The 24,495-nt window shown below is 47.6% G+C and carries 24 protein-coding genes and 1 pseudogene; 13 read left to right on the top strand and 12 right to left on the bottom strand.

Features of this window, described 5'->3' with window-relative positions; translation table 11 throughout:
* Window positions 1-218 precede the first annotated feature (218 nt).
* From urtB to ACSHX2_RS04795, 12 genes are read left to right on the top strand one after another with little or no spacing between them, the layout of a single operon-like run.
* Complete coding sequence (urtB, locus tag ACSHX2_RS04850; RefSeq protein ID WP_435691136.1) at window positions 219-1,844, top strand: urea ABC transporter permease subunit UrtB; 1,626 nt, start codon at window positions 219-221, stop codon at window positions 1,842-1,844.
* Window positions 1,845-1,861: 17 nt separating this feature from the next.
* Window positions 1,862-2,998 carry an urea ABC transporter permease subunit UrtC gene (gene urtC, locus ACSHX2_RS04845; RefSeq protein ID WP_435691135.1) on the top strand — a complete coding sequence of 379 codons (1,137 nt, stop codon included), beginning with the start codon at window positions 1,862-1,864 and terminating at the stop codon, window positions 2,996-2,998.
* Window positions 2,999-3,009: 11 nt separating this feature from the next.
* Window positions 3,010-3,798 carry an urea ABC transporter ATP-binding protein UrtD gene (gene urtD, locus ACSHX2_RS04840; RefSeq protein ID WP_435691133.1) on the top strand — a complete coding sequence of 263 codons (789 nt, stop codon included), beginning with the start codon at window positions 3,010-3,012 and terminating at the stop codon, window positions 3,796-3,798.
* 13 nt (window positions 3,799-3,811) lie between these two features.
* Window positions 3,812-4,528, top strand: a complete 717-nt coding sequence (gene urtE / locus ACSHX2_RS04835; RefSeq protein ID WP_435691131.1) for an urea ABC transporter ATP-binding subunit UrtE — start codon at window positions 3,812-3,814, stop codon at window positions 4,526-4,528.
* 6 nt (window positions 4,529-4,534) lie between these two features.
* Window positions 4,535-4,837: an urease subunit gamma gene (locus ACSHX2_RS04830; RefSeq protein WP_435691129.1), complete on the top strand. Its 303-nt coding sequence runs from the start codon at window positions 4,535-4,537 to the stop codon at window positions 4,835-4,837.
* The gene (locus ACSHX2_RS04825; protein ID WP_435691127.1) at window positions 4,834-5,151 is read left to right on the top strand and encodes an urease subunit beta; all 318 of its coding nucleotides are present in this window, start codon (window positions 4,834-4,836) and stop codon (window positions 5,149-5,151) included. The genes ACSHX2_RS04830 and ACSHX2_RS04825 overlap by 4 nt, the downstream gene beginning before the upstream one ends.
* A 4-nt stretch (window positions 5,152-5,155) precedes the next feature.
* A complete protein-coding gene (locus ACSHX2_RS04820; RefSeq protein WP_435691125.1) occupies window positions 5,156-6,922 on the top strand; it encodes an urease subunit alpha in 1,767 nt (588 codons plus the stop codon).
* Complete coding sequence (locus ACSHX2_RS04815) at window positions 6,922-7,365, top strand: urease accessory protein UreE (protein WP_435691123.1); 444 nt, start codon at window positions 6,922-6,924, stop codon at window positions 7,363-7,365. Before ACSHX2_RS04820 ends, ACSHX2_RS04815 begins: the two co-directional genes overlap by 1 nt.
* 2 nt (window positions 7,366-7,367) lie before the next feature.
* Window positions 7,368-8,051, top strand: coding sequence for an urease accessory protein UreF (locus ACSHX2_RS04810; RefSeq protein ID WP_435691121.1), 684 nt, complete (start codon window positions 7,368-7,370; stop codon window positions 8,049-8,051).
* Complete coding sequence (gene ureG / locus ACSHX2_RS04805; protein ID WP_435691119.1) at window positions 8,051-8,683, top strand: urease accessory protein UreG; 633 nt, start codon at window positions 8,051-8,053, stop codon at window positions 8,681-8,683. Before ACSHX2_RS04810 ends, ureG begins: the two co-directional genes overlap by 1 nt.
* Before the next feature lie 12 nt (window positions 8,684-8,695).
* Window positions 8,696-9,529 carry an urease accessory protein UreD gene (locus ACSHX2_RS04800; RefSeq protein ID WP_435691117.1) on the top strand — a complete coding sequence of 278 codons (834 nt, stop codon included), beginning with the start codon at window positions 8,696-8,698 and terminating at the stop codon, window positions 9,527-9,529.
* A gap of 13 nt (window positions 9,530-9,542) precedes the next feature.
* Window positions 9,543-9,755 carry a hypothetical protein gene (locus ACSHX2_RS04795; RefSeq protein WP_435691115.1) on the top strand — a complete coding sequence of 71 codons (213 nt, stop codon included), beginning with the start codon at window positions 9,543-9,545 and terminating at the stop codon, window positions 9,753-9,755.
* Window positions 9,756-10,156: 401 nt separating this feature from the next.
* Here ACSHX2_RS04795 and ACSHX2_RS04790 read toward each other — a convergent pair whose 3' ends face one another.
* From ACSHX2_RS04790 to ACSHX2_RS04780, 3 genes are all read right to left on the bottom strand, one after another.
* Entirely contained in the window at window positions 10,157-10,990 is an 834-nt protein-coding gene (locus ACSHX2_RS04790) for a PEP-CTERM sorting domain-containing protein (protein ID WP_435691113.1), read from the bottom strand.
* Window positions 10,991-11,230: 240 nt separating this feature from the next.
* Entirely contained in the window at window positions 11,231-14,455 is a 3,225-nt protein-coding gene (gene carB, locus ACSHX2_RS04785) for a carbamoyl-phosphate synthase large subunit (protein ID WP_435691109.1), read from the bottom strand.
* Between the two features lie 158 nt (window positions 14,456-14,613).
* Entirely contained in the window at window positions 14,614-15,720 is a 1,107-nt protein-coding gene (locus ACSHX2_RS04780; protein ID WP_435691107.1) for a PIN/TRAM domain-containing protein, read from the bottom strand.
* A gap of 73 nt (window positions 15,721-15,793) precedes the next feature.
* Here ACSHX2_RS04780 and ACSHX2_RS04775 point away from each other — a divergent pair, with 73 nt between their 5' ends.
* Window positions 15,794-16,267: a dihydrofolate reductase gene (locus ACSHX2_RS04775; protein WP_435691105.1), complete on the top strand. Its 474-nt coding sequence runs from the start codon at window positions 15,794-15,796 to the stop codon at window positions 16,265-16,267.
* Here the strand turns inward: ACSHX2_RS04775 and ACSHX2_RS04770 are convergent.
* The 9 genes and pseudogenes from ACSHX2_RS04770 to ACSHX2_RS04730 form a co-directional block, all read right to left on the bottom strand.
* Complete coding sequence (locus ACSHX2_RS04770; protein ID WP_435691104.1) at window positions 16,252-16,974, bottom strand: MOSC domain-containing protein; 723 nt, start codon at window positions 16,972-16,974, stop codon at window positions 16,252-16,254. The two genes, ACSHX2_RS04775 and ACSHX2_RS04770, sit on opposite strands and share 16 nt — an antisense overlap.
* A 158-nt stretch (window positions 16,975-17,132) precedes the next feature.
* Window positions 17,133-18,128 (bottom strand): metallophosphoesterase, encoded by a 996-nt coding sequence (locus tag ACSHX2_RS04765; RefSeq protein ID WP_435691102.1) that lies wholly within the window; start codon window positions 18,126-18,128, stop codon window positions 17,133-17,135.
* Between the two features lie 101 nt (window positions 18,129-18,229).
* Window positions 18,230-19,288: a peptidase M42 gene (locus tag ACSHX2_RS04760; RefSeq protein ID WP_435691100.1), complete on the bottom strand. Its 1,059-nt coding sequence runs from the start codon at window positions 19,286-19,288 to the stop codon at window positions 18,230-18,232.
* A 61-nt stretch (window positions 19,289-19,349) separates the two neighbouring features.
* Window positions 19,350-20,363 carry a DUF3500 domain-containing protein gene (locus tag ACSHX2_RS04755; protein WP_435691099.1) on the bottom strand — a complete coding sequence of 338 codons (1,014 nt, stop codon included), beginning with the start codon at window positions 20,361-20,363 and terminating at the stop codon, window positions 19,350-19,352.
* Between the two features lie 199 nt (window positions 20,364-20,562).
* The gene (locus ACSHX2_RS04750; RefSeq protein WP_435691097.1) at window positions 20,563-21,774 is read right to left on the bottom strand and encodes a bifunctional folylpolyglutamate synthase/dihydrofolate synthase; all 1,212 of its coding nucleotides are present in this window, start codon (window positions 21,772-21,774) and stop codon (window positions 20,563-20,565) included.
* A 128-nt stretch (window positions 21,775-21,902) separates the two neighbouring features.
* Entirely contained in the window at window positions 21,903-22,733 is an 831-nt protein-coding gene (gene accD / locus ACSHX2_RS04745) for an acetyl-CoA carboxylase, carboxyltransferase subunit beta (RefSeq protein ID WP_435691095.1), read from the bottom strand.
* Window positions 22,734-22,778: 45 nt separating this feature from the next.
* A complete protein-coding gene (locus ACSHX2_RS04740; RefSeq protein WP_435691339.1) occupies window positions 22,779-23,213 on the bottom strand; it encodes a ComF family protein in 435 nt (144 codons plus the stop codon).
* 147 nt (window positions 23,214-23,360) lie between these two features.
* Window positions 23,361-23,528 (bottom strand): annotated as a pseudogene (locus ACSHX2_RS04735) (double zinc ribbon domain-containing protein); the annotation flags it as partial.
* Window positions 23,483-24,442 (bottom strand): lysostaphin resistance A-like protein, encoded by a 960-nt coding sequence (locus ACSHX2_RS04730; protein ID WP_435691093.1) that lies wholly within the window; start codon window positions 24,440-24,442, stop codon window positions 23,483-23,485. The pseudogene ACSHX2_RS04735 and the gene ACSHX2_RS04730, both read right to left, overlap by 46 nt.
* Between the last annotated feature and the right edge of the window lie 53 nt (window positions 24,443-24,495).

The raw sequence follows: 24,495 nt of genomic DNA, 5'->3' as shown, positions 1-24,495 counted from the left end.
TCTATCGTTAGTTTAGTTATTCATAACAAAACAACTTTCTATAGTTAGGCTATTTTACTTGCCCTGTTGTACACATAGTGCAGCAGGGCTATTTTTTTGTTACGTGAAGGTTTTTTAGTTAGTCTGATATGATCTCAGTAGCTGGCATGAATGATGCTTATGCTATAACGAGAGTTACTCATAAAATGGATTTCTCCCAATAATGATTAGTTATGAGAATGTTTAACCTAAAATTTCCAGTTGTTATTCTAATAACAATTCTTTGCTTTATTGGTGCGGCTCAGGGCTTGGATGCTGATGAGGTTGCTCGAAAATCTCTTTATCAGCTCATTTTAGCTGAAGATAAAGAAGCTGAGACTAAAGCGCTAGCAGAGCTAAACGAGCTGGGCGACCCAATCATTATTGACGTTGTTGAAGCTTGGAGGGTTGGCAAGATTCAGGCTTCTGAGGAGAAGCAAGAGGTCTATTTAGAGGTAGGTCTGAACCAGTATGAGAACTTACTTACGGCCTCACTGGTGACGCCTGCTCCTGATAGTAAAAAACAACGAGCTTCTCGAAAGTTACGTAAGGAGTTGAGTCGTATGGTTGACTTGTTAGATTTAAAATCTCCAGATAATGCAAAAAGAATCTATTCTGCTGAAAAATTAGGGATGGGTCAAAACCCTGATTATTTAGATGTTCTAAGAGAGCTAACTGACAAACAGACTAACTCAGGAGTGAAGGAGGCTTTCCAAAAAGCGGTGGCAGTTTCTTTACTTAAGAATGGGACCGAAGAGGAGAAGTTAGAGTCAGTAAAGGTGCTAGGAGAGTTACATGCCTTTATGGCCAGGGATTTACTGGCAGCAATGCAGAAAGAGGCTGTGCTATCTAAAGATCAAGAGTTAGCAAAAGCTTGTGCAGTATCCATAAAGGAAATCGATGGTCGTCAGAAGCTCTTAGACTGGGTAGGGACATTTTTTAGAGGCTTAAGTACAGGGTCTGTACTGCTTCTCGTGTCCTATGGGCTTGCAATCACCTTTGGTCAAATGGGAGTGATTAATATGGCGCATGGTGAGTTTATTGCCATTGGAGGTTATAGTGTTTACTTAGTGCAAGACTATGTGGTGCAGAATTACGGTGCAGACTCTGTGATGTATGAATGGTATTTCATTATAGCGTTACCATTTGCGTTTTTAACGACTGCTATAGCAGGCGCCTTGTTAGAGAAGGGTTTGATACAGTTTCTCTATAAAAGGCCCTTGGAGTCATTGCTCGCGACGTGGGCTGTATCAATGATAATGCAACAGGCTTTACGTTTGTATTTTGGAGCAGCAAACGTTTCAGTGTCATCTCCTGAATGGTTATCAGGTAGCTTAAATGTTGGCGGTATCTTGATGTCCTACAACCGCATTATGTTGATAGCGTCTGCAATTGTCGTGGTGATAGTGACTCGTTTATTATTGAGTAAGACTAACTGGGGCTTGCATGTGCGAGCAACAATGCAGAACCGTCAGATGGCATCAAGTCTTGGTGTGCCATCAAGTCGAGTGAACATGTTGACCTTTGCGTTTGGTTCGGGTTTAGCAGGGCTAGCTGGTGCATTCATTTCACAGATTGGTAATGTGGGGCCTTCAATGGGGCAGACCTATATTGTGGATAGTTTCATGGTCGTGGTGGTTGGCGGTGTAGGTAATTTGATCGGAGCTGCGATTTCCTCGATGGGTATAGGCATGGTGGATCAAGTTCTACAGCCGCTGTTAGGACCTGTTATGGGTAAGATCTCTGTGCTCTTCATGATTATCATCTTCCTACAGTTTAAGCCTGGAGGCTTGTTCCCTGCACGTAGCCGCAGCCTCGACGATTAATTTTACAAGTTCGATCAATGAATAGATTACTACCATTCGATAATAAAGTTGAGCAGATCATACTGGGTCTACTTACTGTATTTATTATAATATTCCCGATGCTGAACTTCATGTTCCCTGAGGGTTCAGCACTCCACGTGTCGAGCTTTCAGCTGAGTGTGTGGGGAAAATATTTGTGTTATGCTGTGCTGGCTGTGAGCCTCAATTTATTGTGGGGATATACGGGGCTCTTGTGTCTCGGTCAGTGTTTGTTTTTTGCTTTAGGAGGCTACGCTTTCGGTATGTACCTAATGTTGATGATTGGAGACTTAGGTTCTTATAAAAGTAGCTTACCAGATTTCATGGTGTTCCTAGGTTACAAGGAATTACCTATACATTGGAAGCCCTTCTATAGCCCATGGTTCGCCATTTTTGCTGCGATGTGGGTTCCAGGCCTAGTAGCCTTCTTATTTGGTGTTCTTGCCTTTCGTTCGAGAATTAAAGGAGTGTATTTCTCGATCCTTACCCAAGCGCTTACCTATGCAGCCGCTTTGCTATTCTTTCGTAACGACTTCACTTTTGGCGGTAATAATGGATTCACGGACTTTAAGTTCATTTTCAGTCACGATATCAATAGTGACGGAGTCTCTAGAGGGTTGTTCTGGGCATCTGGAATTCTTCTCATAGGAGTCTATTACCTGATCGCATGGTTACTGCAGTCCAAGTTTGGCTTAGTGCAGAGAGCTATTAGAGATTCTGAAAACCGGGTGCGCTTCTCAGGGTATTCAACAACTCACTACAAGGTATTCATTTTTGTGCTAAGTGCGATGATCGCAGGTCTTGCAGGAGCGCTCTACGTACCACAATCGGGGATTATTAATCCTAGCGAGATGTGGCCAACGAAAGGCTTAGATATTGTCGTCTGGGTAGCTGTTGGTGGACGAGGATCGAAGTTTGGACCGATTATTGGAGCTATTCTAATCAACCTTTTGAAGAGTTTTGCAACGAGAGTTTATCCTGAGAGTTGGCTTATTATCTTAGGTTTCGTCTTCCTATTTGTGGTATTATTCATGCCGAATGGGGTGGTGGGCTTGTGGGCTCAGTTGAAGAGTAAATATAAGTTCTTCCAGGGATCTAATAAGTCTGATGGAGCAGTACTAAGTAATTCTAACTAACGATTTTTCTGATGTCTCATTCCGCATTATATAAGGACACAGACTTGGTTCTATCGATCGAGTCAGTCACGAAATCCTTTGATGGTTTCAAAGCAATTAACGACCTTAATTTTTATTTAGGAGAAGGTGAGTTACGTACGATTATCGGGCCAAATGGCGCGGGTAAGAGTACATTCATGGATCTTATCACAGGCCGTACTCGACCAGATTCTGGGACTCTCACGTATCATCAGTCAGATGGACATGATCTCGATCTGACTAAACTGCGAGAGTACCAAATAAATCGGTTAGGGATTTCGAGGAAATTCCAAACTCCTAGTATTTATCAGCATCATACCGTGTATGAAAACATCGTACTATCACTCAGCCATGATCGCTCTGTATTTAAATCGCTCTTCTACAAGGAAAGTGCTGCGGACAAAGAGGCGATAGAGGAAGTGCTAGAGACTATTCGTTTAAAGGATATGAGGAATGATCAAGCGGGCTTGTTATCGCATGGTCAAAAACAATGGCTAGAGATAGGGATGTTGCTCGCCCAGAAGCCGAGGATTCTATTAGTGGATGAACCTGCGGCGGGTATGAGTGATGAGGAAACTGAGCGTACGGGGGAATTACTGCTTAGCTTAGAAGGCAAGCACAGCATTATGGTGGTGGAGCACGACATGGAGTTCATTCGTCAGATTGCACGGAAGGTAACTGTGCTGCACCAAGGGCATGTTTTGAAAGAGGGGAGTTTCTTGGATGTGGCCAATGACCCTACGGTGAAGGAAGTTTACTTGGGGAGACAGAAACACGAATAACTAGAAGAAAACCATGGATAGTACTGAGGGAATTAAGTTAGAGCTGAAGGACGTTAATGTGTTTTATGATGGGTCACGGATTTTACGTGATGTCAGTCTGAAGCTTCCAGAAAACTCTGTGCTCGCCTTATTGGGGAGAAATGGAGTGGGGAAGACGACTACTCTAAAGACGATCATGGGAATTGCACCTTCGAGCAGTGGTGTGATCAGCTTCGATGGTACTGATATTCAATCATCACCCGTCGAGAAGCGTTCGCGTGCAGGTATTGGTTATGTCCCGCAAGGGCGTGACATCTTCCCGAATCTCACAGTTTGGGAAAACTTAAAGATTAGCCTGAGTGTTCACGGTAAGGAGGCTTGGGAAAAGCTGGATGAAGTTTACACGTTGTTTCCCGTGCTTCAGGAGATGAAGGGACGTAAGGGGGGGGTTCTCTCAGGTGGCCAACAGCAACAGTTGGCGATTGGTCGAGCACTTCTGACGAATCCTAAAGTTCTTTTGTTAGATGAACCTACAGAAGGGATTCAGCCATCGATCATTGATCAGATTGAGGATGCTATTACTTACATTAAGAAAAATCACAGTATTAGTATTCTGCTAGTGGAACAGTATTTGGACTTCGCAAAGGCATGCTCAGACTATTTTTGTATCATGGAGCGAGGTGCCGTTGTTCAAGCGGGGGAAATATCTAAGTTGACTGATGAGGTGATTGCTAAGTATTTAGAGGTTTAAAATATCATGCATCTTACACCTAGAGAGCGAGAAAAACTAATGGTCGTGGTAGCGGCCGATTTGGCCCGTAGACGTCAGGGGCGTGGGCTTAAGCTAAATTACCCAGAAGCTGTAGCTATCATAACCTACGAAATTTTTGAAGGAGCTCGCGATGGAAAAACTGTGGCTCAGCTTATGGATGAAGGGACTCGGATATTGTCACGCGATGATGTGATGCCTGGTGTGGCTGAAATGATTCATGACGTCCAAGCCGAGGCTACTTTCCCTGATGGCACAAAGCTGGTAACCGTACATCACCCGATACAATGATACCTGGAGAAATAATATGTGCAGATACAGATGAGTTGTTAGATGCTAACAACTCTCTAGAGACTTTTGTCACAGAAGTGAGTAATTCTGGAGATAGGCCCATTCAGGTGGGGAGTCATTATCATTTTTATGAGGTTAACAATTTTTTGTTATTTGAAAGAGAGAAGGCTCGAGGCTTTCGTCTGAATATCCCCGCAGGTACTGCAGTGCGTTTCGAGCCAGGAGATTCAAAGGAGGTCGAGCTTGTTGCTCTTTCTGGACGTAGAGAAGTCTGGGGGCTTCAGGGGAAGGTGAATGGAAAGTTAGAAAGCTAGAATCATGCCGTTAAAACTCACAAGGAAACAATACGCGGAGCATTTTGGACCAACAGTAGGTGATAAGGTTCGCCTAGGAGATACTGAATTATTTATCGAAGTCGAGCGTGACTACATCGCTGAAGCTGCTGGTTATGGTAATGAAGTGAAGTTTGGTGGAGGGAAGGTAATCCGCGATGGCATGGGGCAATCCTCTCAAGCTCTCGATGCTGAATGCTTAGATTTGGTCATCACGAATGCCACAATTCTCGATCCAGAGCTTGGCGTGGTGAAAGCTGATATAGGTATCAAAGCTGGGAGAATTGTCGGTGTTGGACATGCAGGCAACCCAGATATCCAAGATGGGATTGGCTCCGTGATAGCAGACCCGAGTACGGGTGAATTTGATTCCATGGTGATAGGCGCGGGTACAGAAGTGCTCGCTGGTGAAGGGAATATCATTACTGCCGGTGGCGTGGATTCTCATATTCATTTCATCTGTCCACAGCAGATTGACGAAGCCTTGTGTAGTGGTGTCACCACAATGTTAGGTGGAGGCACTGGGCCGGCTACTGGGACAAATGCAACTACATGCACTCCGGGTGCGTGGAATATTTATCGCATGTTAGAAGCTGCGGATCATTACCCGATGAATCTGGGTTTTCTTGGTAAAGGGAATTGCGCGACCAAAGAACCACTGCGTGAGCAGATCATGGCTGGAGCGATAGGGCTGAAGTTACATGAAGACTGGGGTACGACTCCTGCCGCGATCGATACCTGTCTGAGCGTCGCTGATGAGATGGACGTACAGGTAGCCATTCACACGGATACTCTGAATGAGTCTGGTTACCTTGAAGACACCCTCAAAGCATTTGCTGGTCGTACGATCCATACTTACCACTCCGAAGGGGCTGGCGGTGGTCATGCACCAGATATTATGAAGGTGTGCTCGCACCCTAATGTACTGCCCTCATCCACAAACCCTACTAGACCGTTTACCGTAAATACTATCGATGAACATTTGGATATGTTGATGGTGTGTCACCACCTTGATTCGAAAATCCCAGAGGATGTGGCATTTGCTGAGTCCCGTATAAGGCCTCAGACGATAGCGGCGGAAGATATCCTGCACGACAGAGGAGCGATATCGATGATTTCATCTGATAGTCAGGCGATGGGTCGCGTAGGAGAAGTCGTGATGCGAACTTGGCAGACGGCACATAAGATGAAGGTGCAGTTTGGTAAGTTAGAATCTGAGGAGCATCCTGCTGCAGATAACTTCAGAGCATTGCGCTATATCTCTAAGTACACGATTAATCCTGCCATTTCTCATGGGATTGCTCATGAAGTGGGTTCTTTAATGGTAGGGAAGCTTGCCGATATGGTGCTTTGGAAACCGATGTTTTTTGGCGTAAAACCAGAAATAATTCTTAAAGGTGGTATGATAGCCTTGGCGAACATGGGAGATCCTAATGCATCTATTCCAACTCCTCAGCCATGCTATTACAGGCCTATGTTTGGAGCGCATGGAGCGGCTAAGTATCAAACATCTGTGACATTTGTGAGTAAGCTGTCATTAGAAAATGGATTAACAGATCGTGTCTCGCTACAGAAAAGATTGGTCGCTGTCGAAAATACCAGAAAGGTAACGAAGTTAGATTTAATTTATAATGATGCGATGCCAGACATAGAGATCGATCCTGAAACCTACACGGTCACAGTGGATGGTGAGGTGATCACCTGTGAACCAGCCGAAGAACTACCTTTAGCCCAACGTTACTTCCTCTTCTAGTGAGTTCGAAGTGTCAGCAAGTGGTGATCCAGTCGCTTTGGCAGCAGCCTGAGCCAAATGTATTGCGCGTGTTGTTGTTAGATCGCCATGTGTTGGCAAAGCGCCGTTGGAGGACGCCAGTGGGTGAGGAGTTGGAAGTGATTTATAATCTTTCTTCAGCTACGGCGCATGGGCAATTGTTATTAGGGTCTGATGGCCATTGTTATAAGATCCAGCAGACTACTGAGGGAGTGATTGTTATCCCGATGCCACAGTCGTTGGAGATGGCCGCGAAGCTGGGTTGGTATTTAGGAAACCAACATTTGGGTATTGAAGTGAGAGAGAATGAACTGGTGTTAGAGGATGTTCATACACTCGCTCGATCCTTAGAGAAAATAGGTATTCCATTTAAAAAGCGAGTGGATGTTTTTCTCTGCGCCTTACACTCTAGTCACAGCCATTGAAGATGCAGGATCCACAGAATTACAAATGGCTAGCAGTACTGATGCACTACAGTGATGGAGTGTTACCCGTTGGAGCTTATGCGCACTCGATGGGGCTCGAAGGTATGGTGCAAGCAGGTGTGATTCAGACGGCTCAAGATCTGGGCAAGTTTCTTGAATACGATGTGATGGATGCCCTCAGTCGAACTGACATCCCACTGGCTGGACATGCGTGGCGGCAGGCGGATGATCCTCCTGCACTAATGACGTTAGACGAGCTCTCATTAGCTGCTCGTCCTTCGCGGCAGTTACGTGAAGCTGCGAGTAAAATAGGCAAGCAGCAGTGGCGCATTTATCAGCAAACTTGGGCAAAAGAGAATGCTGAGGTAGATGCTATATCATGGGAGTATTTTCAGAGCCCTGTGGTGATGGGCTACATTTTTAATAGAGAGCAGCTTCCTATCGAAGCTGTGGCATGGTCATTAAGCTACCAGACATTTTCATTACTTTTACAGGCTGCTTTGAAATTGATTCCGATTGGTCCGAGAGCAACGCAAGCCTTGTTGCATAGTGCTATAGAGGCTGGTAGTGAGAGGTTTAATCGTGCGCTTAAAGTGCCGCAAGATGAAATAGGTGCATCAAATCCAATGTGGGATTTGGCGTCCGCTCAGCATGAAAAAGCACCCGCTAGAATGTTTTTATCCTAATGAAAGAGTATCCCAATAATGCAATTCGCGTAGGTATCGGTGGCCCAGTAGGTTCTGGTAAATCCACTCTTTGCCTAAAAATCTGTGAGCGCTATGGCTCAGCGCGCAATATGGCTGTCATCACCAATGATATCTATACGCAAGAAGATGCTAAAATGCTGATTCGGCATAATGCTCTGCCAGAGGATCGGATAGTTGGTGTCGAAACCGGTGGCTGTCCACATACTGCGATCCGCGATGATATTTCGATGAACCTGGATGCGGTGGATGAGCTGGAGAAGCGCCACGATGGATTAGAGTTTGTCCTGATTGAAAGTGGCGGTGATAATCTAACAGCAACCTTTTCTCCAGAACTAGCAGACGTATTCATTTATGTCATCGATGTGACAGAAGGGGATGATATCCCAAGAAAAGGTGGTCCAGCGATCGCGCATTCTGATTTTCTAGTCGTGAATAAAGTGACACTAGCTCCTTATGTAGGTGCGAATGTGGAGCAAATGCATGTAGACTGTACGAGTAAGCGCAGTGGAAAACCATTCGAAATGATGGATCTAAAAGATGGGAAAGGTGTAGACGAGTTCTTTGAATGGTTTGATCGTGCCGTACTCTTTACAGATATCAATTTAGACTAAGTGAGACGATAAATGTTAGCTTCTAGCATACAATCTAAAGCTCAATTGAGGTTCAAATACTCAGAGCAAGGCGAGCGCACACAATTAGTTGCGCGTCGTCTTGGTGGGCTTTGTCATGCGAGTAAACCCTATCACGATGGGAAGCATTTATATCTGCAAATAGTTAATCCTACTGCGGGATTGTTCGCAGGCGATAGTCTGGAAATGGATTTCAGATTAGCAAAGGATTGCCGGGTTTCACTTACTTCACCAAGTGCCACGCGTTTCCATACGATGAAGCAGGGTGAGCATGCTGACTTTACGCAAAACATCGAGGTAGGGGAGAATGCTATACTCGATTACTGGCCTGAAATGGTCATTGCTCAGCGAGGCTCTACGGTCCATCAGCAAACAAAAATCCAGTTAACTGAGAGTTCGCGGATGCTTTTGTTAGATAGTCTGGCGCCGGGAAGAGTGGCACACGGCGAGGTGAATGCGTATAGAGAGTATTCGAATGCTTTCGATCTAAAGCTGGGAGACCGCTTGTTGGTCAGAGAACGAATGACACTCACTCCAGTGAACGGAGAATGGCAGCTATTGGCTCCAGCGTGGAGTCAGTGCTATGTCGCTTCGATCTGGTGCTATGACAAGTCGTCTTTAACTCAGTATTCAAGTTTCCAAGATGAGGTGCTAGCTATCCCGACAGACTCTTCTGTCCTGTGTGCATTTTCGTACTTAGGAGATGGACTTGCAGTGGTCAGAGTACTTGCAGAGAATGCCATTGAATTTCGTAAAACAACTGAACTTGTGAGAGAGATTGCTCTGTGTCATATCGTTCGTGAAGCTCTAGATTTTAGAAAAATATAACCGATATAAACCAATGAAAATAGAAACACTGAAAACTCTTGTGCCACTTACTTTGCTGGCAGTATCTCCATCACTTCTCGCTCATCCTGGTGCTCCAGGCCACACCCATGGAGGTACGGAGGAATGGCCTTTCCCAGATTTCAGTTGGCCAATGGTAATTGCTGGATTGTCGATTGGCGTCATAGCTCTAGTCATTTACTACTACCGGAAGAGCCAGTCTGAATAAGCGAATAGGATGCAAATGATTCTCGGACTACGCGACTTGTTAGATGATGAGAGTCGGGTTTGGAATATCGAGATTGAAGAGCTTCTTGGAGAAGTCTCCAATGACGCCGAGCGGATCTTCTGAGAGTAATTAGATGAGGTCGTCTACAGCTCAGAGAAAAAAAGTATAGTTCACTCTAATACATTCGCGGCAAAGGTTGCAGGTTAGAAACGTTAATAGCCTTACTCCTCATTGATTGAATTTAGCTCGTTCCCAAAGAAAAGTAAGAAATGAAACCTTTCTGGTTCAACTCTGTTGAAAAAACGATCAATTACAGGGTGCAGGGGGATACATAAGAGCCTCACTTTAAGATAAGTGAGGCTCTTCGAGTGAAAATTTTAAACTCAGATATGGAGTGATATTTACTTCCGCTTACGACGAAGAAGTAATGCGCTTGAACCAAGAAGCAGCAGTGATGTGGAGCTTGGCTCTGGAACAGCTGTCACCTCAGGCGTGCCGAAAGGAGCCACTTCAGAAGGGCTTCTGAATTCAAACATGAACAAAGCGGGTTCATTAAGGCTTAGTTCTTGCTTACCTAATGTAAATGACTGAGATACAGCCTCCTCAATAGTTAGGTATGATGCAGCGTTGTTAGGGTCGTTGAAGTTTGAACCATTTCCATTGTCTCCAATAAGTGTGGTAGCACCTTGATCAGTGACAAACAGGTTTGAGCCTGCATTTGTTGTTATTGACTCGAATTCAGAGTTTTGAATTAAATTAAACTGATTGTAATCGATATCTAGCGAAGTTATTTGCACTTGGTGAGATAGAAGACTCGCTCCTACTTGCTCTGTAGCTCCAATGAATGAACCGCTGGTGTACCAGTCAAATCTGATGTCAAAAGAGAGATTGTCACCCAGTGCCAGAACGCTAAGAGTAGCAGCATCAGTCAAATTTTGAGAGTTGGTGGTGCGTGCAATCATAATGTTACTTCCTATGTTACTGCCATTGTCTGAAACAAAGGTAACTTTAAGTTGACCATATGCCGAACCTTCTGAAGAAATGTCGAATACAGCATAATCACCTACTACAGTGCTTGGATCATAGTTAGCAGATGTGCCAGAACCAGGAACATCAGATGTAGTACCAACGATCTGAGTCTGAATACCTGAAATCTCAAGACTTGTAATAGAGGCCGTTAGAGCGTTTGACATGCCAAGTGTCACTAGTGCGGGGAGAATTTTTTTAAATATCATTATGATTTATAGTTATGATAGGAGCGAATTTTAGTATCGCTTCTGCCGCTACATATCTGTTTTTTTTAGAAGAGCAAGTGGTATTACAAAGGTATTAAAAATAAGGGTCTTAGCCTGTTTATACTGTGTATGAACGATTCTCATAGATTCTACAGAAAGTGCATAAAGGTGTATGCATACAAAAAAGCGCAACCGGCGTGGTTGCGCTTTTGAATAAATAGTTAGAGTTCGTTAGATCGCTTAGATCAGGCCGTGGTAGGCTTGGATCGGCTTGACTTCGAACGCTTTGTTTTGAAGTGAGCGAATCGCGAGAACGGATGCTTCAGCTGCAGCAAGGTTGGTGCAGTGAGAGATTTTGTTCGCTACAGCGCCTGAGCGGATACGGATTTCATCTTCACGCGCTTCGTGGCCGCTTGGTGTGTTGATGACGAAGGAAATGTCACCATTTTTCATCATGTCGATCACGTTCGGGCGTTTCTGCTCAGCGAGCTTGTAGACGCGCTCAACTGCAATGCCATTTTCCTTGAAGAACTTGTAGGTTCCGCCGGTGGAGTAAATGGTGAATCCTAGCTCTTCGAGCTCCTTAGCCACTGGAATGGAGTCTGGCTTGTCGCGGTCATTGACTGAGAAGAATACGTTGCCACCGGTTGGGAGAGGGTTGAATGCAGAGATCTGAGCCTTCGCATAAGCAAGGCCTAGGTCAGCATCGATTCCCATTACTTCACCCGTGGACTTCATTTCAGGTCCGAGCACGATGTCTACACCTGGGAATTTCGGCCATGGGAAGACAGCTTCCTTCACACAGTAGTATTCAGGGAGCACTTCTTCGGTGAATCCGAGCTCCTTGAGTGTCTTACCAGCCATCACCTTAGCGGCGAGCTTAGCAAGTGGGATACCGATCGCCTTAGAGACGAATGGCACTGTGCGGGATGCACGAGGGTTGACTTCGATCACGTAGAGTTCCTCGTCCTTCACAGCGAACTGGATGTTCATGAGGCCGCAAACTTCAAGCTCGCGAGCGAGGTCTTTAGCTCCCTTAAGGATCTGGACCTTGATGTTCTCAGAAAGTGATGGAGCTGGAATAACGCAGGCGGAGTCACCTGAGTGAATACCTGCAGCTTCGATGTGCTGCATGATCGCTCCAACAACAGATGTTTCGCCGTCAGAAATACAGTCAACATCCACTTCGACTGCGCCTTCGAGGAAGCTGTCCACGAGAATCGGACGGTCTGGTGAGACGTCAGCTGCTTCGGAGATGTATCTGCGGAGTTCCTCGTCAGTGTAGACGATCATCATGCCGCGTCCACCGAGGACGAAGGATGGGCGAACGAGTACTGGGTAACCGATGCGGTCCGCGATAGTGACAGCTTCGTCTGGAGTGACTGCTGTGCCGGCTTCAGCTTGCTTGAGGCCGATTCTGTCGAGGAGAGCGGAGAAAAATTTACGGTCTTCTGCGAGCTCGATAGACTCTGGAGAGGTGCCGATGACTGGCACTCCGTGGCGCTTAAGGTCAGCCGCTAGGTTAAGAGGTGTCTGGCCACCAAACTGAACGATAACGCCGTCTGGTTTCTCTTGATCACAGATGTTGAGTACGTCCTCAAGTGTGAGAGGCTCGAAGTAGAGCTTATCAGAAGTATCGTAGTCAGTGGAAACTGTCTCAGGGTTAGAGTTGACCATGATAGTCTCGTAACCAAGCTCCTTGAGTGCGAAGGATGCGTGGACGCAGCAGTAGTCAAACTCGATACCTTGGCCGATACGGTTAGGGCCACCGCCGAGGATCATGATCTTCTTCTGGTCGTTCTCACGTGCTTCATTTTCGTCGCCGTAAGTGGAGTAGAAGTAAGGAGTGTATGCTTCGAACTCAGCTGCACAGGTATCTACGAGGCGGTAGGTAGGAATGATGCCATGCTTCTTACGCGCTGCGCGGACCGTATCCTGATCGGTGCCTTGAAGGTGAGCGATCTGGTGGTCGGAGAAACCGTATTTTTTAGCCTTACGAAGTTCATATGGCGATTCGAGAATGTCTTCTTTCGCCGCAATTGCTAAACCTTCGTCAACGATTTGCTTGAGGTTCTCAAGGAACCAGCGATCGATTGCTGTGGCTTCGAACACGTCTTCAACGGACCAGCCGTTATCGAAGGCTGTCTTGAGCCAGAAGATACGCTCTGCATTAGGTACGTGAAGTTTACGCTCAATGTCATCGCGTGAAGGCTTATCCGCGTCTTTACCATCGAAACCAAAGCCTAGGCGGCCAGTTTCGAGTGAGCGAAGAGCTTTCTGCATGGACTCCTTGAATGTACGCCCGATTGACATGGCTTCACCCACAGCTTTCATCTGTGTGGTGAGAACCGAGTCTGCAGTTGGAAATTTTTCAAATGTGAAGCGTGGAAGCTTAGTCACACAGTAATCGATCGTAGGTTCGAAGGATGCTGGAGTGACGCGAGTAATGTCGTTCTTAAGTTCATCGAGGGTGTAACCGACTGCGAGCTTGGCTGCGATTTTCGCGATCGGGAAACCAGTTGCTTTAGAAGCGAGAGCTGAGGAACGAGAAACGCGTGGGTTCATCTCGATCACGATGCAGCGCCCCGTTTCAGGGTCGACTGAGAACTGGATGTTAGAACCACCAGTCTCGACACCAATTTCGCGGATACATGCGAATGAAGCGTCGCGCATGATCTGGTACTCACGGTCCGTGAGGGTCTGGGCAGGAGCTACAGTAATGGAATCGCCTGTGTGGACACCCATTGGGTCAAAGTTTTCAATGGAGCAGATCACTACACAGTTGTCAGCGCAGTCACGCATGACTTCCATTTCGTATTCTTTCCAGCCGAGGAGGGATTCTTCTACGAGAATCTCACTTACTGGGGAGAGGTCGATACCGCGTGCACAGATCTCTTCGAATTCTTCTATATTGTATGCAATACCACCACCTGTGCCACCGAGCGTGAATGCTGGGCGGATAATGAGAGGGAAGGAGCCGATTTCTTCTTTGATCAGATGCGCATCCTGCATGTTGTGGGCAACACCTGAATGCGGAAGATCGAGACCGATCTTGAGCATTGCTTCCTTGAAGCGGAGACGGTCTTCGCCTTTGTCGATAGCATCAGCATTAGCGCCGATCATTCTGACATTGTGCTTATCAAGGGTGCCTTCCTTGAAAAGGTCCATGGAGCAGTTAAGCGCAGTCTGACCACCGAGAGTAGGTAGGAGTGCGTCTGGCTGTTCCTTGACGATGATCTTCTCAACGACTTCGGGCGTGATCGGCTCGATGTAGGTGCGGAATGCGAACTCCGGGTCGGTCATGATGGTGGCCGGGTTGGAGTTGACCAAGATTACTTCATAGCCCTCTTCTTTAAGAGCTTTGCAGGCTTGAACGCCTGAGTAATCAAATTCGCATCCTTGGCCTATAATGATAGGGCCGGAGCCGATAACTAGAATTTTTTTAATCGAAGTGTCCTTTGGCATGAAAGTAAGTCGTAAATTGACGTGTTCATGCCTAAGCTGGCGGACTTTGTAAAGAATTGCTTGCGGCTTTCTTGAATAAAGTTATTCGGGAAATGTGAATAACCTGTGAGTAGCTGTGAAGGAGCCTGTTTTTAAACTCGGAAAGAGCTTAGGGAAGCTTAATCAATTTTATCCATTTCCGCAAAAACCATGAGTCCAGCAGAGGTGTTGATTGTGGAAATGACGGTGATGTCCTGGGATGTGCCTATCTTAGAAATAGAGTTGTTTACGACAATCATGGTGCCGTCTGGTAGATAGCCGACACCTTGGTGATCTTCCTTGCCTGTCCTGACGATAGCTAGATGAAGTTGGGCGCCGACGGCAAGCTTGGGTTTCAGTGAGTCTGCTAGATCGTTAATGTTAAGAACTTTTACATCTTGTAGGCGTGCTACCTTACTGAGGTTGTTATCCGTAGTGAGAAGTTTTGCGTCCAGCATGCGGCTGATCTGCATCAGGAGGGAATCATGGCTCTCATCAGGGCCTGATGTAGTGGCGTCGTGGATGTTGACTTTGATTCGCTGTGAAGTACTCAGGTCTTCTAGGCAATCGAGACCACGTTGTCCTCGCTGACGGCGGCCAGGGGAGGGGGAGTTTGACATGACTTGAAGCTCTTCTAGCACGAAGCGAGGGACGATTAGGTTGTTCTCGAGAAAGCCCGAGTTCATCAAAGACGGGAGGCGTCCATCAGTGATGACGTCTGTGTCTAAGAGTAGAGCTTGGCCTTTTTGGTTTTCCTGACGAAAGCGTACATAGGGGATGATGAAAGCAAAATCATCTTGATTGCTGCGTAGAGCAAGCACGGTGCCGATGAAGCCGAGAGTGGCATACATTGTGACATTGAAAGTGATGATGAAGTCACTTGGTTGCTTGATGATGCTTTCGAAGGTGACGGTGAAGAGCTCGCCAATTTTCACAGTGGTTAATAACCATGCGCAGAAGAGACCTATGACCAGACCTAGAGTGGCGGTGGAAAATCCACGGATGGTGAATTGCTTCATCAGGCTCTCAACCATTATGAAAAAAGCTCCTACTGCGAGGCCCACTAAGACTCCAGCCCACATGTATTCTGGGCCAAAACTCTGGAACGCCAAGGCACTACCAGCTAGCTCGCAGACTAACAGGTAGAGCATGCGAGTGATGTTTACAGAGGTTTTTGACTGTTTTTTGACCACAATAATGTCGGAGGGGAGAAGTTCATACTGTGGAATTGTTGGGGGGCTTTGCAAGCATAAGATAATGTTAGGTCAAATCATTGTACTTGCCTGAGGTGCTCTCTGGTCTATGAATTTCTGAAAATTTATGAGTGCTGTTAAATTGATCGCAATGGTTGCAATGACCTCTGATAGAATTATCGGAAAAGGAAATGACCTCCCGTGGCATCTACCTGAGGATCTCAAACTCTTTAAAAGAACGACGAGTGGGCACCCCATTGTAATGGGTAGAAAGACTTATGAGTCGATTGGGCGGCCGTTGCCAAAGCGGCAAAATATAGTCATCACACGCGACCACTCATGGAGTTCAGAGGGGGTTGATGTGGTCTATAGTCCGGAAGAAGTGAGAGGTCTTACTTTACAGGATGAGACAGTATTCATCATTGGAGGGGCAGAGATTTATACTTTGTTTTTAGAGCACATTGACGAGCTGTTAGTCTCGCATGTCTATGCAAGCTACGACGGCGATACACGCTTCCCTGAGTTTGAGCATTTCTTTAATGCTTATGAAGTCGTTGAAAAGTACGATGACTTTGAGCTTAGACGCTACACTAAGTCTTGATTTCCCTCGTGGCGAGTAGTCTCGTTTTCCGAGGCACGCCTTGTGATTCTAGTCTCAAATGTGTTGTGCCAGCTCGCTGCCAGAGCTGGGCATTCATGCAGGAGAGAGATCATGTCAGAGTAGTTAGACTTCTGGTGGTGCATGAGTTGGTTCACTGCATCGATACTCCAGTGAGGTGATGGTCTGTCTACTAGAGTAATTATGGAGTTTGGTTCAACATTACCTTTTTCGAGCACTCTTAGATACCAACCTGTCTTTCCAGTTTCTTGGACTCTTAGGGCAAGTTCTTTCAAGTCGTAACGCTTCGCGAGCTTCCAGCATGGCTGACGTGGCTGAGTGACTTCTAAAATGGCGCTTCCGACACGATAGGTGTCGCCAATGCAGACCATTGTTTCTAGTTGTCGGACGGTCGTGAAATTTTCTCCAAACCCGCCATTTTTCAGCTCTAGTCCGAGTGCTTTTTCCCAGTATGGCAGGTGTTCTGAAGGGTAAACACAGATCGCTTTGTCGCAGCCTCCGTGAACGAGTTCGTCAGCATGTTCATCCCCTTCAATTCCAAATTTCGTGAGCTTCACGGAGGGGCTAGTTATCGGTTTTTTGTTGATCGCACTCGACCATTCTTTTTTCGATAAATAAGAACTCTCAAGAGCCTGGAAGTTCTCTATTTTACCCGTTTGGATGCTGAGTACTTTTGGAGAATAAATCACAGGATGAATTGGGGATTAGTTTATTTGCATGCTTTAAAACTTTTTTTAAGCCTTCTAACAAGCGAATAAGAGTGGAGGGATGAGAGAGATTTATGGGAAAGATGAGGTTGTTTTTTGAGGTGGTGAGACGACTGGAATACAGCTAGCCCGTAGAGCAATCAAATCATGACTTTCCATGTGCCGTCGGGCTTTTTCCAGAACTCGTGCAAAGGTGCACCAGTTTTATCAACGTGGCGGACGGTGAAGCGCTCGTGGCTGACCTCGAGGTGGGTGAATCCAGCGACTCCTTCAGTGAAAGGTCCGCGTTCTGTATTTGTCCGAATAGGTCTGATAGGGGCTCCTCCTCCTCCGGAAATAACAAAAGAGGTAGGGTGATCTTCAAGCTGCAGGTGTTGAAGGTCGTGCTCGTGTCCGCAGAAGTAGAAATGCACTTTGTGCTTACGGAAAAGAGCATCCCATTCTTCGATCATTTCAGGGAAGTCTCCATACTTGCCATTACTGTAGAGTGGGTGGTGGCCGTTGACTACTAGCCAAGGAGCTTTCCTCGGTTTAGCGAGTTCATCTTTTAGCCATGCTAGCTGTTCTGCCTTTTCCTCAGCGGTGAGTTGGTCGCGCTTGTTAGAATAGTTTGAGTCCAGACAGAGGACGGTCATGAGAGGTTTTTCGGCAGGACCAATATCGAGACGATACCATTTAGCCGGCATATTCCAGCGGGTTCCAGGCTTGAATTTTGAGTATCCCAGCTGAGCCTCTATTTTCACCTTGGGTTGGTCGTCATACTCGTGATTGCCGAGAATAGCGTGACAGGGGCCAGGGAAAACTGACTTAGGGTACACTTCGGAGAATTGGTTTTTCCAGCGCGAGCATTTCACGCCCCCATTCATTTTCCCGTAGAAATTGTCACCCAGGCAGAACATGGCGTCCGGACTTACTTTGCGCTCCGCGAGATAGGTGGTCATGCCCTTGGCGACCGCTTTCTGTTGGGTCATGTCCTTAGCGTGTCCCCAGTCACCGATCATAGTGAAATGGTAGCTCCCTGGACCTGAACCGATAGCGGGCGCAGCGAAACTTGGTAGTTTTCCAGTGAGTAGGGCCGCGCTAAAGCAGAAGGTTTGCTTTAGTGCTGAGCGACGCGAGATTGGGTTTGAGCTCATTGATCGTGATGTTGAAAGGAGGTGCTTGGTATTTGGGTGATGCGTAAACTAGCAGAGGTATGATCATCAGCCAACTCAGTGGTTGAGGCCCATATACGTGACTATGATTGGGGTTCTTTCGAAACGATCATTAGCAGCTTGATCAGAGCATCGACAGACTGCCAAGAGGCGGACTCTTCCATCGTGTGGTAGTCGGTAGTCGGTATTTGAATAGTAGTGCCATCGACCAAGCCGTTTGAGGCTTCTACGATTCTCCCGAGCTCTGTACTGCCAAGTGAGCGCGGCTGCTTACCTTGGCTGACGAGGCATTCGTTTGTGCTTTCTATATACTTGTCCTTGTAAATGTAGCTGATGTTATTTTCTTGGCAGAGTTCCTCGACTCGCTCGGTGGAGTGCTTATTGAAGGCTGCATTGGCGTCTTTTTGTCTCAGAACGAGCAATTGTTCGTTTGCCGCCTCAACGTCCGGGAAGGGGCTGGTGTCGATTACGAAAAGGTTATTCGTAGATCCGCCAAATCTACGGAACCACTCGAGTAAGTAGCGCCAGCTTTTTCCGGCTTCTTCTGCAGCAGTAAAGAAAACAGTGCCTTCGAAGCCGAGAGTGAACAAGTGAATGAGAATCGCCGCTGAGATGACATTATCCAGCTGCCCTTCAAGTCTGCCATCACTGATGCTGAGCTTATCTTTGAAGGCGATAGGTGTGCCAGCGACGATTCCTGAGAGACCTTCGATTTCGAAAATAAGGTTATTTCTGAATTCGCAGATTGATGTGTCGTTGATGACTCCATTCCCTAAGTAAGCGCCGGACCATGGTTCATAGGCAAATACCTGTTCAGACTCAAAACGCTCGGTGATTTTATTCATGAGCTCTTCTGAAACAGCTGTATTCAAGAGGTCGGTGCGGTTGCCCGTGACGAAGGCTGCGTACTGGAATTCGTTTGGCCCGGTACAGATGAGCCCGTGCCGATCAATGTGGGCGGAGAACATCGCGCTGGTTGGGTTTTTCCCTTGAGCGACTAGTAAGCCATCGTACCAAGTGACTTTTGCACCGCGCTCCTCCAGTTCGCGTTGTAGTACTCTGAAAAATGAGTGTTCGTAACCTACAACACTCGGGTGACGAATGAGGATTTTGAGGAGGTCAATAAATTCGGTGCTTAGCATCTTATAGTCTAGTGTGTGTGCCTAAGATGCTTGAATGCAGAGTGCGTGAGCAAGCATTGAATTAGTGATCCGTATGAATATGATCGGCGAGGAGGTCACTAGCAAAGTCGTTTTCAGTATCGCGCCAGACGGCGTGGATGTGATTTCCCTTATTCTGGACGTTGACGACTTCCACGAGAAAAGTGTCAGACTGGATGCGATAGTAGTATGGGCTTCCTGGAGTGAGGCTGCCCGCCCAAGCGAAGCGCAGGCTTTGCTTGTCTGCTTTCACCTTTTTCATGGTGTCCTCAGTGAGTTCCTGGCGGTGGCGATTGGCAAATTCTTCGATGAGAGCGAGAAATGCTTTTTGTTGGCTCGCACTCATTTCTTGGGCAGTCACACCAACGGGCTCTAGCTGATCGATTTTACGCTGCGCTCTTGTGAGAATCTCTTTAGGCGGCTTAGACGTGTACACCACTGGTTTATTAGATTCTGCTAGGGTTGCAGCTAGGGCGCGAGCAAGGTCTTCCTCTGCGGCGAGCGGGCGAGTGCCTTTCATCTTGTGGTCGATTTTGATCTCAGCTGGATTCGCGGCAAAAAAGGATGGAGTGAGTGAAGCCGGTTTGCCATCCACTACGGTGTAGTTGAGCGAGAGGTGATGACCTTCAAAGCGCCAGCCCCAAGTGCCAATGGCAGAAGGTTCGCCGAAGATCGTCGTGAAATACGCCTTAGAGTTTCGAAAGTCGGGGCGTTTCTCGACCTCCCCTAGAAAGGCTTCGAGAGCTATGATGGTGTCGACTTTCTTTAGACCTGGATCACTGAGTGCTGTTTTGAGAAGTTTGCGAACGAGTTCGATTTGCTGTTCGGAAAGCTCTTCGAGCGGGATGCCTTTTCGCTTAGTCGGTACGTATGCCCAGTTTTGGCGTTCATCAGCGGTGAAGGGGAAGTTGGCTTGTTTAGCATCTTCCTTGTCCAGCGATGCGAGGAAGCTGTTAGCTGCTGCCGCCATTTCGGTAGAGACGTTGCTGAGCTGGTTAGAGTCTTGTGCGTGGAGCGGTAGGTGAGTAAGCAGGATAATGCTGAGAATTCTTTTCATAACTTTAGTCATACGTGTTTTTGAGTTATGGACTTACGGCCTTCGTTAGGGAAGTTGTTTCTTTTTATTACAGATGAGTTTGGTTAGCCTCTAACTTATGCGCTTAAGTTGGCGCATGGGAAAGGGCGAAGCTATTGAAAGCGTTGCCGTATTCTGATTGGATCACTCAGTATTAGGGCGTCGTCTCTATGATTAACAATCACTGAGTACTCTTTTGGAAATCGAGGTTTTCGATTTCTGCTTTGGCTTGGCCGATGAGGAAGAGGGAGCCTGCGATGAGGATGGGTGATTCTGATTTTTCAAGCTGTTGGAGGCAGCTCGCGAGGTTTTTGTGGAGAGTGTGGGAGGTGTTTGGGGAGAGTTTGGAGAGAGCTTCTGAAGTGAGGCTGCGGGGGGAGTCGATTGGAGTGAGGTTGATGGAGTAGCTGATCTCGCTGAGCTTATCTAGGACAGTGCTGGCTTCTTTGTCATCGACGGCTCCGAAGACTAGTGTCGCCTTTTGGTTAGGAAATTCGGATTTCCAAGTGGCGACTAGGGCGTCGGCAGCATGTGGATTATGGGCGCCATCAATGATGATATGTGGCTCGGTGCTGATGGTTTCGAAGCGGCCGGGCCACTGGATGTTAGCGAGGGCGTATTTGACTATGTCGAAGTCGAGCTGGATGCCGAGTGCGGTGACCGACTCGACTGCGAGCTTGGCGTTCTCTGCTTGGTGCTTGCCTGCGAGGTTGATGCTGTAGCCTAACAAAGGGCCCTCGATAATGCTGAGTGGGGCGTGGCGCTCGTCTGCAACTTCAGCAATCACTATAGCGGCATCGCGTTCTTGTCTGGCTGAGAGGACGGGTTTCTGTTCGCAGATGATTCCGGCTTTTTCGCCTGCGACTTTTTCGAGGGTGTCGCCGAGCCAATCGGAGTGGTCTAGTGCGATTGGGGTGATGACGCAGACATCGGCTGGAACTGCGGTGGTGGCATCGAGCCGGCCGCCCATGCCGGTTTCGAGGATGATAAGTTCGCACTCGGTTTCTTTGAAATACTTCATCGCGACTGCGAGAGAGAGTTCGAAGAAGGTGGGATGGTGCTCCCAGTCGGCGACGAGTTCCTTGATTTCGCAGAGGTGTTCTAAGACCTTGTCTTCTGCAATCATTTCACCGTTCACGCGGATGCGTTCGCAGTAGGAAACGAGGTGAGGAGAGGTGAAGAGCCCACAGCGTATGCCGGTGGCGCGAGCTAGAGCGTCGATGATAGCGCAGGTGGAGCCTTTCCCATTGGTGCCAGCGACATGAATGACCTTGGTGTCCCTTGTTGGGTTGGCGAGAAACTGGCGCAGGAGCTTTTTGGGGGCATCGAGTCCTAGCTTGATGCCAAAGTTCTGAGTCGAGTAGAGCCAGTCGAGTGCTTCATCGTAATTCATGGCAGTATTCTTTTTCCTCTTTCGCTGGAGATCCTGTGGATGGTTTAGTTGGGAGTAGTTATAAAAAACGAGCAATGTGGGTTAGCACATTACTCGTTTTCAAAAAGAGAGTTTTGTTAGCTCACGAGCTATGCCTTAGGCATCATGTAGCTGAGGAGCTGACCGAGCTTTTTCTTCACATCTCTGCGGCGAACGATGGTATCGATGAGGCCGTGCTTGAGCATGAACTCTGCAGTTTGGAAGCCAGGAGGAAGGTCTTGGTGGGTGGTTTCCTTGACCACACGTGGACCGGCGAAGCCGATCATGCATTTCGGTTCAGCGAGGTTGATGTCGCCAATTGTCGCGAAGGATGCAGTGACACCGCCTGTAGTAGGGTGGGTAAGAAGTGAAATGTAGGGAAGTCTGTGCTCAGAAAGTCGAGCTAGGGCTGCGCAAGTTTTCGCCATTTGCATAAGCGAGAGCATGCCTTCTTGCATACGTGCACCGGAGGAAGAGGAGATGATGATGACGCCGCGCTTTTCTTTGATGGCAGTCTCAATAGCACGGGTGATTTTTTCTCCAACAACGGAGCCCATGGAACCAGCGAAGAATTTAAAGTCCATGACGGCGATCATCGCTGGGTTGCCATTGACTGTGAGGCGACCAGTGACGACTGCGTCATTGAGCTCAGTTTTCTTACGGAGCATGTCGATTTTTTCCTCGTAGTTGTGGAAGTTGAGCGGATTCTTAGAGTAGAGTCCTGCGTCGATTTCTTCGAACGTTCCAGCATCGGCGATGGATGCGATGCGCTCACGTGAACCGAGCAGGAAGTGGTGATCGCAGCTCGTGCAGACTTGATCGTTCTGTTTGAGGTCAAGCGTGTGAATCATGGCGGAGCACTCTGGGCATTTAATCCAGAGGTCGTTAGGCATGTCTTTTTTCTTGTTACTGCGAAGTTTTGGTCTTTCGAAAATTCCCATAGCGATAAATTGTTTGGCTGAGAGGCCGCTTTAGTGGATGCGAGACTAGCCACGGAGTGCTGTGAGTACAACAATGTTTTCAAGCTGAGGTGCGTGTTTTCTCAGAGTGCTGGCGCAGGCTTCTGCGGTGGAGCCTGTGGTGAAGACGTCATCGATGAGAATGACTGATCGGAAATGCTCTGGGATACGTCTTGCGGTGAAGGCATTTTGTAGGTTTTTTAGCCGATGCTTACGGTCTAACTTCGTCTGGGTTTGGGTGTTTCGAGTCCGTTTGAGGACCTTTTTATTTGGAACCTGAATGAGTTTGGACAGTGCTCGGGTGATTTCCTCAGCTTGATTAAATCCGCGTTGCCAGTTGCGCCGCCAATGGAGCGGGACAGGGACGAGGAGTGGGGTTGGGAGGTTGGCGAAGCGAGGGTCGGAGAAAAATGTGTTCGCGGAATAACGAGCCAACTCTGTCGCTAGGTAGAATTGTTTCAAGTATTTCAGATCGATGATGAGCTGGTGATTTTGATTGGTGTTACGCAGAGCTGCTCGGGCGAAATCAAAGGAGAAATCGAGATTGTGGCAATTCGGGCAGAGAACCATCTTGGAGATTTTGCCATCAAACATTTCGCCACATTGTTGGCAGAAGGGGTCTTCTATCAAAGCGGACTCCCTGAAGCATGGGTCGCAAAGATAGCGGCCATTGCTGGTGCTTACCGAGCAATGGTGGCAGGAAGGTGGGTAGAGATAATCGAGCGCCTTGTTTAGGAGGGGCTTAATTTTCGAGGACGTAGATAAAACACGAGACACAGAGCTGTTAGCACGAGAGTGAGGAGTGGCAAGATGCCGTCCATGATGCTGTCGTTATAGAGTAGAGCGGGAGCTTCACCTGTAGAGTCGGTGAGCCTGTTCGTAAATTTTAGAGCAAATATCCAACCTGTATGAAGTCCGATGGCGATCCAGAGTTTGCCAGTCTTTAGTCGGGTGTATGCGAGGGTAGCACCGACGACGAAGAGGGTGAGGAAGACGCCGAAGAAGCTAGATGCGGTGAGGAATTTTTGGCCGATGAGACCGAGCATTTCAAAACCAGCGAGGAGGTGGCGCGGATCTGTGACGGAAACGCCTTTTGGTGGTGAGAGGAAGTGGACTGCGGCGAAGAAGAGCGAGAGGCCTATGATGGTTTGTGCTGCATTCAGTTTACGCATGAGGACATCATAGAGCACGCCACGGAAAAGCCATTCCTCTAACAGGGATACGATGATTGCGGGAATGATGGCTTTTTGGATCGCTTTTCCTAGCGAGAACTTGGGGTCGATTTCCGTCCATCCGAGTTGGTAGAGGGTTATGACGAGTAGTGTCAGGAAGCCTGCTGAGAAGAGCAGGCCCATGCCGATGTCTTTCCAGCCTTGTTTGCCTGGATGGATGCGCTGAAGGAATGGTGCTTTGACTGATGTTTCGCCTTTGCTGCGAAGACTCCGGATGAGTGGGTAGAGCAGAATGAGGGCGCAGGCCATTAATGCGCGGTTGAAGTAGCGGGAGAACTTCGCGCGTTCGCACTTGTTTGCTAGCCATTCCATAGGTGAGGATAAGTCACTTACTGCGGCTTCAGCTGCGAGGTCCTTTCCCCACCCGTAGAGGTGTGGTGCTAGCAATGCTGCCCCGAGAAAACTGAGGGCAATAAAGAGGAAGAGCTTCACTAGCTCGTGTTGAAGGAGTCGAGTCACTGGTGTGAGACTAAGCTAATGTTGGAATTTGTGAATACACAATCGCTGGAAAT

The organism is Rubritalea sp. (genome assembly GCF_051252225.1).
Lineage (GTDB): Bacteria > Verrucomicrobiota > Verrucomicrobiia > Verrucomicrobiales > Akkermansiaceae > Rubritalea.
This window is presented reverse-complemented; position numbering and strand designations above follow the sequence as displayed.

What these genes read in the sequence shown, in the direction of transcription:
- ACSHX2_RS04820 (WP_435691125.1), top strand. Translation starts at nt 5,156, where the DNA reads ATGCCGTTAAAACTCACAAGGAAACAATACGCGGAGCATTTTGGACCA.
- carB (WP_435691109.1), bottom strand. Translation starts at nt 14,455, where the DNA reads ATGCCAAAGGACACTTCGATTAAAAAAATTCTAGTTATCGGCTCCGGC.
- urtD (WP_435691133.1), top strand. Translation starts at nt 3,010, where the DNA reads ATGTCTCATTCCGCATTATATAAGGACACAGACTTGGTTCTATCGATC.
- ACSHX2_RS04810 (WP_435691121.1), top strand. Translation starts at nt 7,368, where the DNA reads ATGCAGGATCCACAGAATTACAAATGGCTAGCAGTACTGATGCACTAC.
- ureG (WP_435691119.1), top strand. Translation starts at nt 8,051, where the DNA reads ATGAAAGAGTATCCCAATAATGCAATTCGCGTAGGTATCGGTGGCCCA.
- ACSHX2_RS04765 (WP_435691102.1), bottom strand. Translation starts at nt 18,128, where the DNA reads ATGAGCTCAAACCCAATCTCGCGTCGCTCAGCACTAAAGCAAACCTTC.
- ACSHX2_RS04800 (WP_435691117.1), top strand. Translation starts at nt 8,696, where the DNA reads ATGTTAGCTTCTAGCATACAATCTAAAGCTCAATTGAGGTTCAAATAC.
- ACSHX2_RS04825 (WP_435691127.1), top strand. Translation starts at nt 4,834, where the DNA reads ATGATACCTGGAGAAATAATATGTGCAGATACAGATGAGTTGTTAGAT.
- ACSHX2_RS04795 (WP_435691115.1), top strand. Translation starts at nt 9,543, where the DNA reads ATGAAAATAGAAACACTGAAAACTCTTGTGCCACTTACTTTGCTGGCA.
- ACSHX2_RS04790 (WP_435691113.1), bottom strand. Translation starts at nt 10,990, where the DNA reads ATGATATTTAAAAAAATTCTCCCCGCACTAGTGACACTTGGCATGTCA.
- accD (WP_435691095.1), bottom strand. Translation starts at nt 22,733, where the DNA reads ATGGGAATTTTCGAAAGACCAAAACTTCGCAGTAACAAGAAAAAAGAC.
- ACSHX2_RS04755 (WP_435691099.1), bottom strand. Translation starts at nt 20,363, where the DNA reads ATGAAAAGAATTCTCAGCATTATCCTGCTTACTCACCTACCGCTCCAC.
- ACSHX2_RS04760 (WP_435691100.1), bottom strand. Translation starts at nt 19,288, where the DNA reads ATGCTAAGCACCGAATTTATTGACCTCCTCAAAATCCTCATTCGTCAC.
- urtC (WP_435691135.1), top strand. Translation starts at nt 1,862, where the DNA reads ATGAATAGATTACTACCATTCGATAATAAAGTTGAGCAGATCATACTG.
- ACSHX2_RS04775 (WP_435691105.1), top strand. Translation starts at nt 15,794, where the DNA reads ATGAGTGCTGTTAAATTGATCGCAATGGTTGCAATGACCTCTGATAGA.
- urtE (WP_435691131.1), top strand. Translation starts at nt 3,812, where the DNA reads ATGGATAGTACTGAGGGAATTAAGTTAGAGCTGAAGGACGTTAATGTG.
- urtB (WP_435691136.1), top strand. Translation starts at nt 219, where the DNA reads ATGTTTAACCTAAAATTTCCAGTTGTTATTCTAATAACAATTCTTTGC.
- ACSHX2_RS04830 (WP_435691129.1), top strand. Translation starts at nt 4,535, where the DNA reads ATGCATCTTACACCTAGAGAGCGAGAAAAACTAATGGTCGTGGTAGCG.
- ACSHX2_RS04750 (WP_435691097.1), bottom strand. Translation starts at nt 21,774, where the DNA reads ATGAATTACGATGAAGCACTCGACTGGCTCTACTCGACTCAGAACTTT.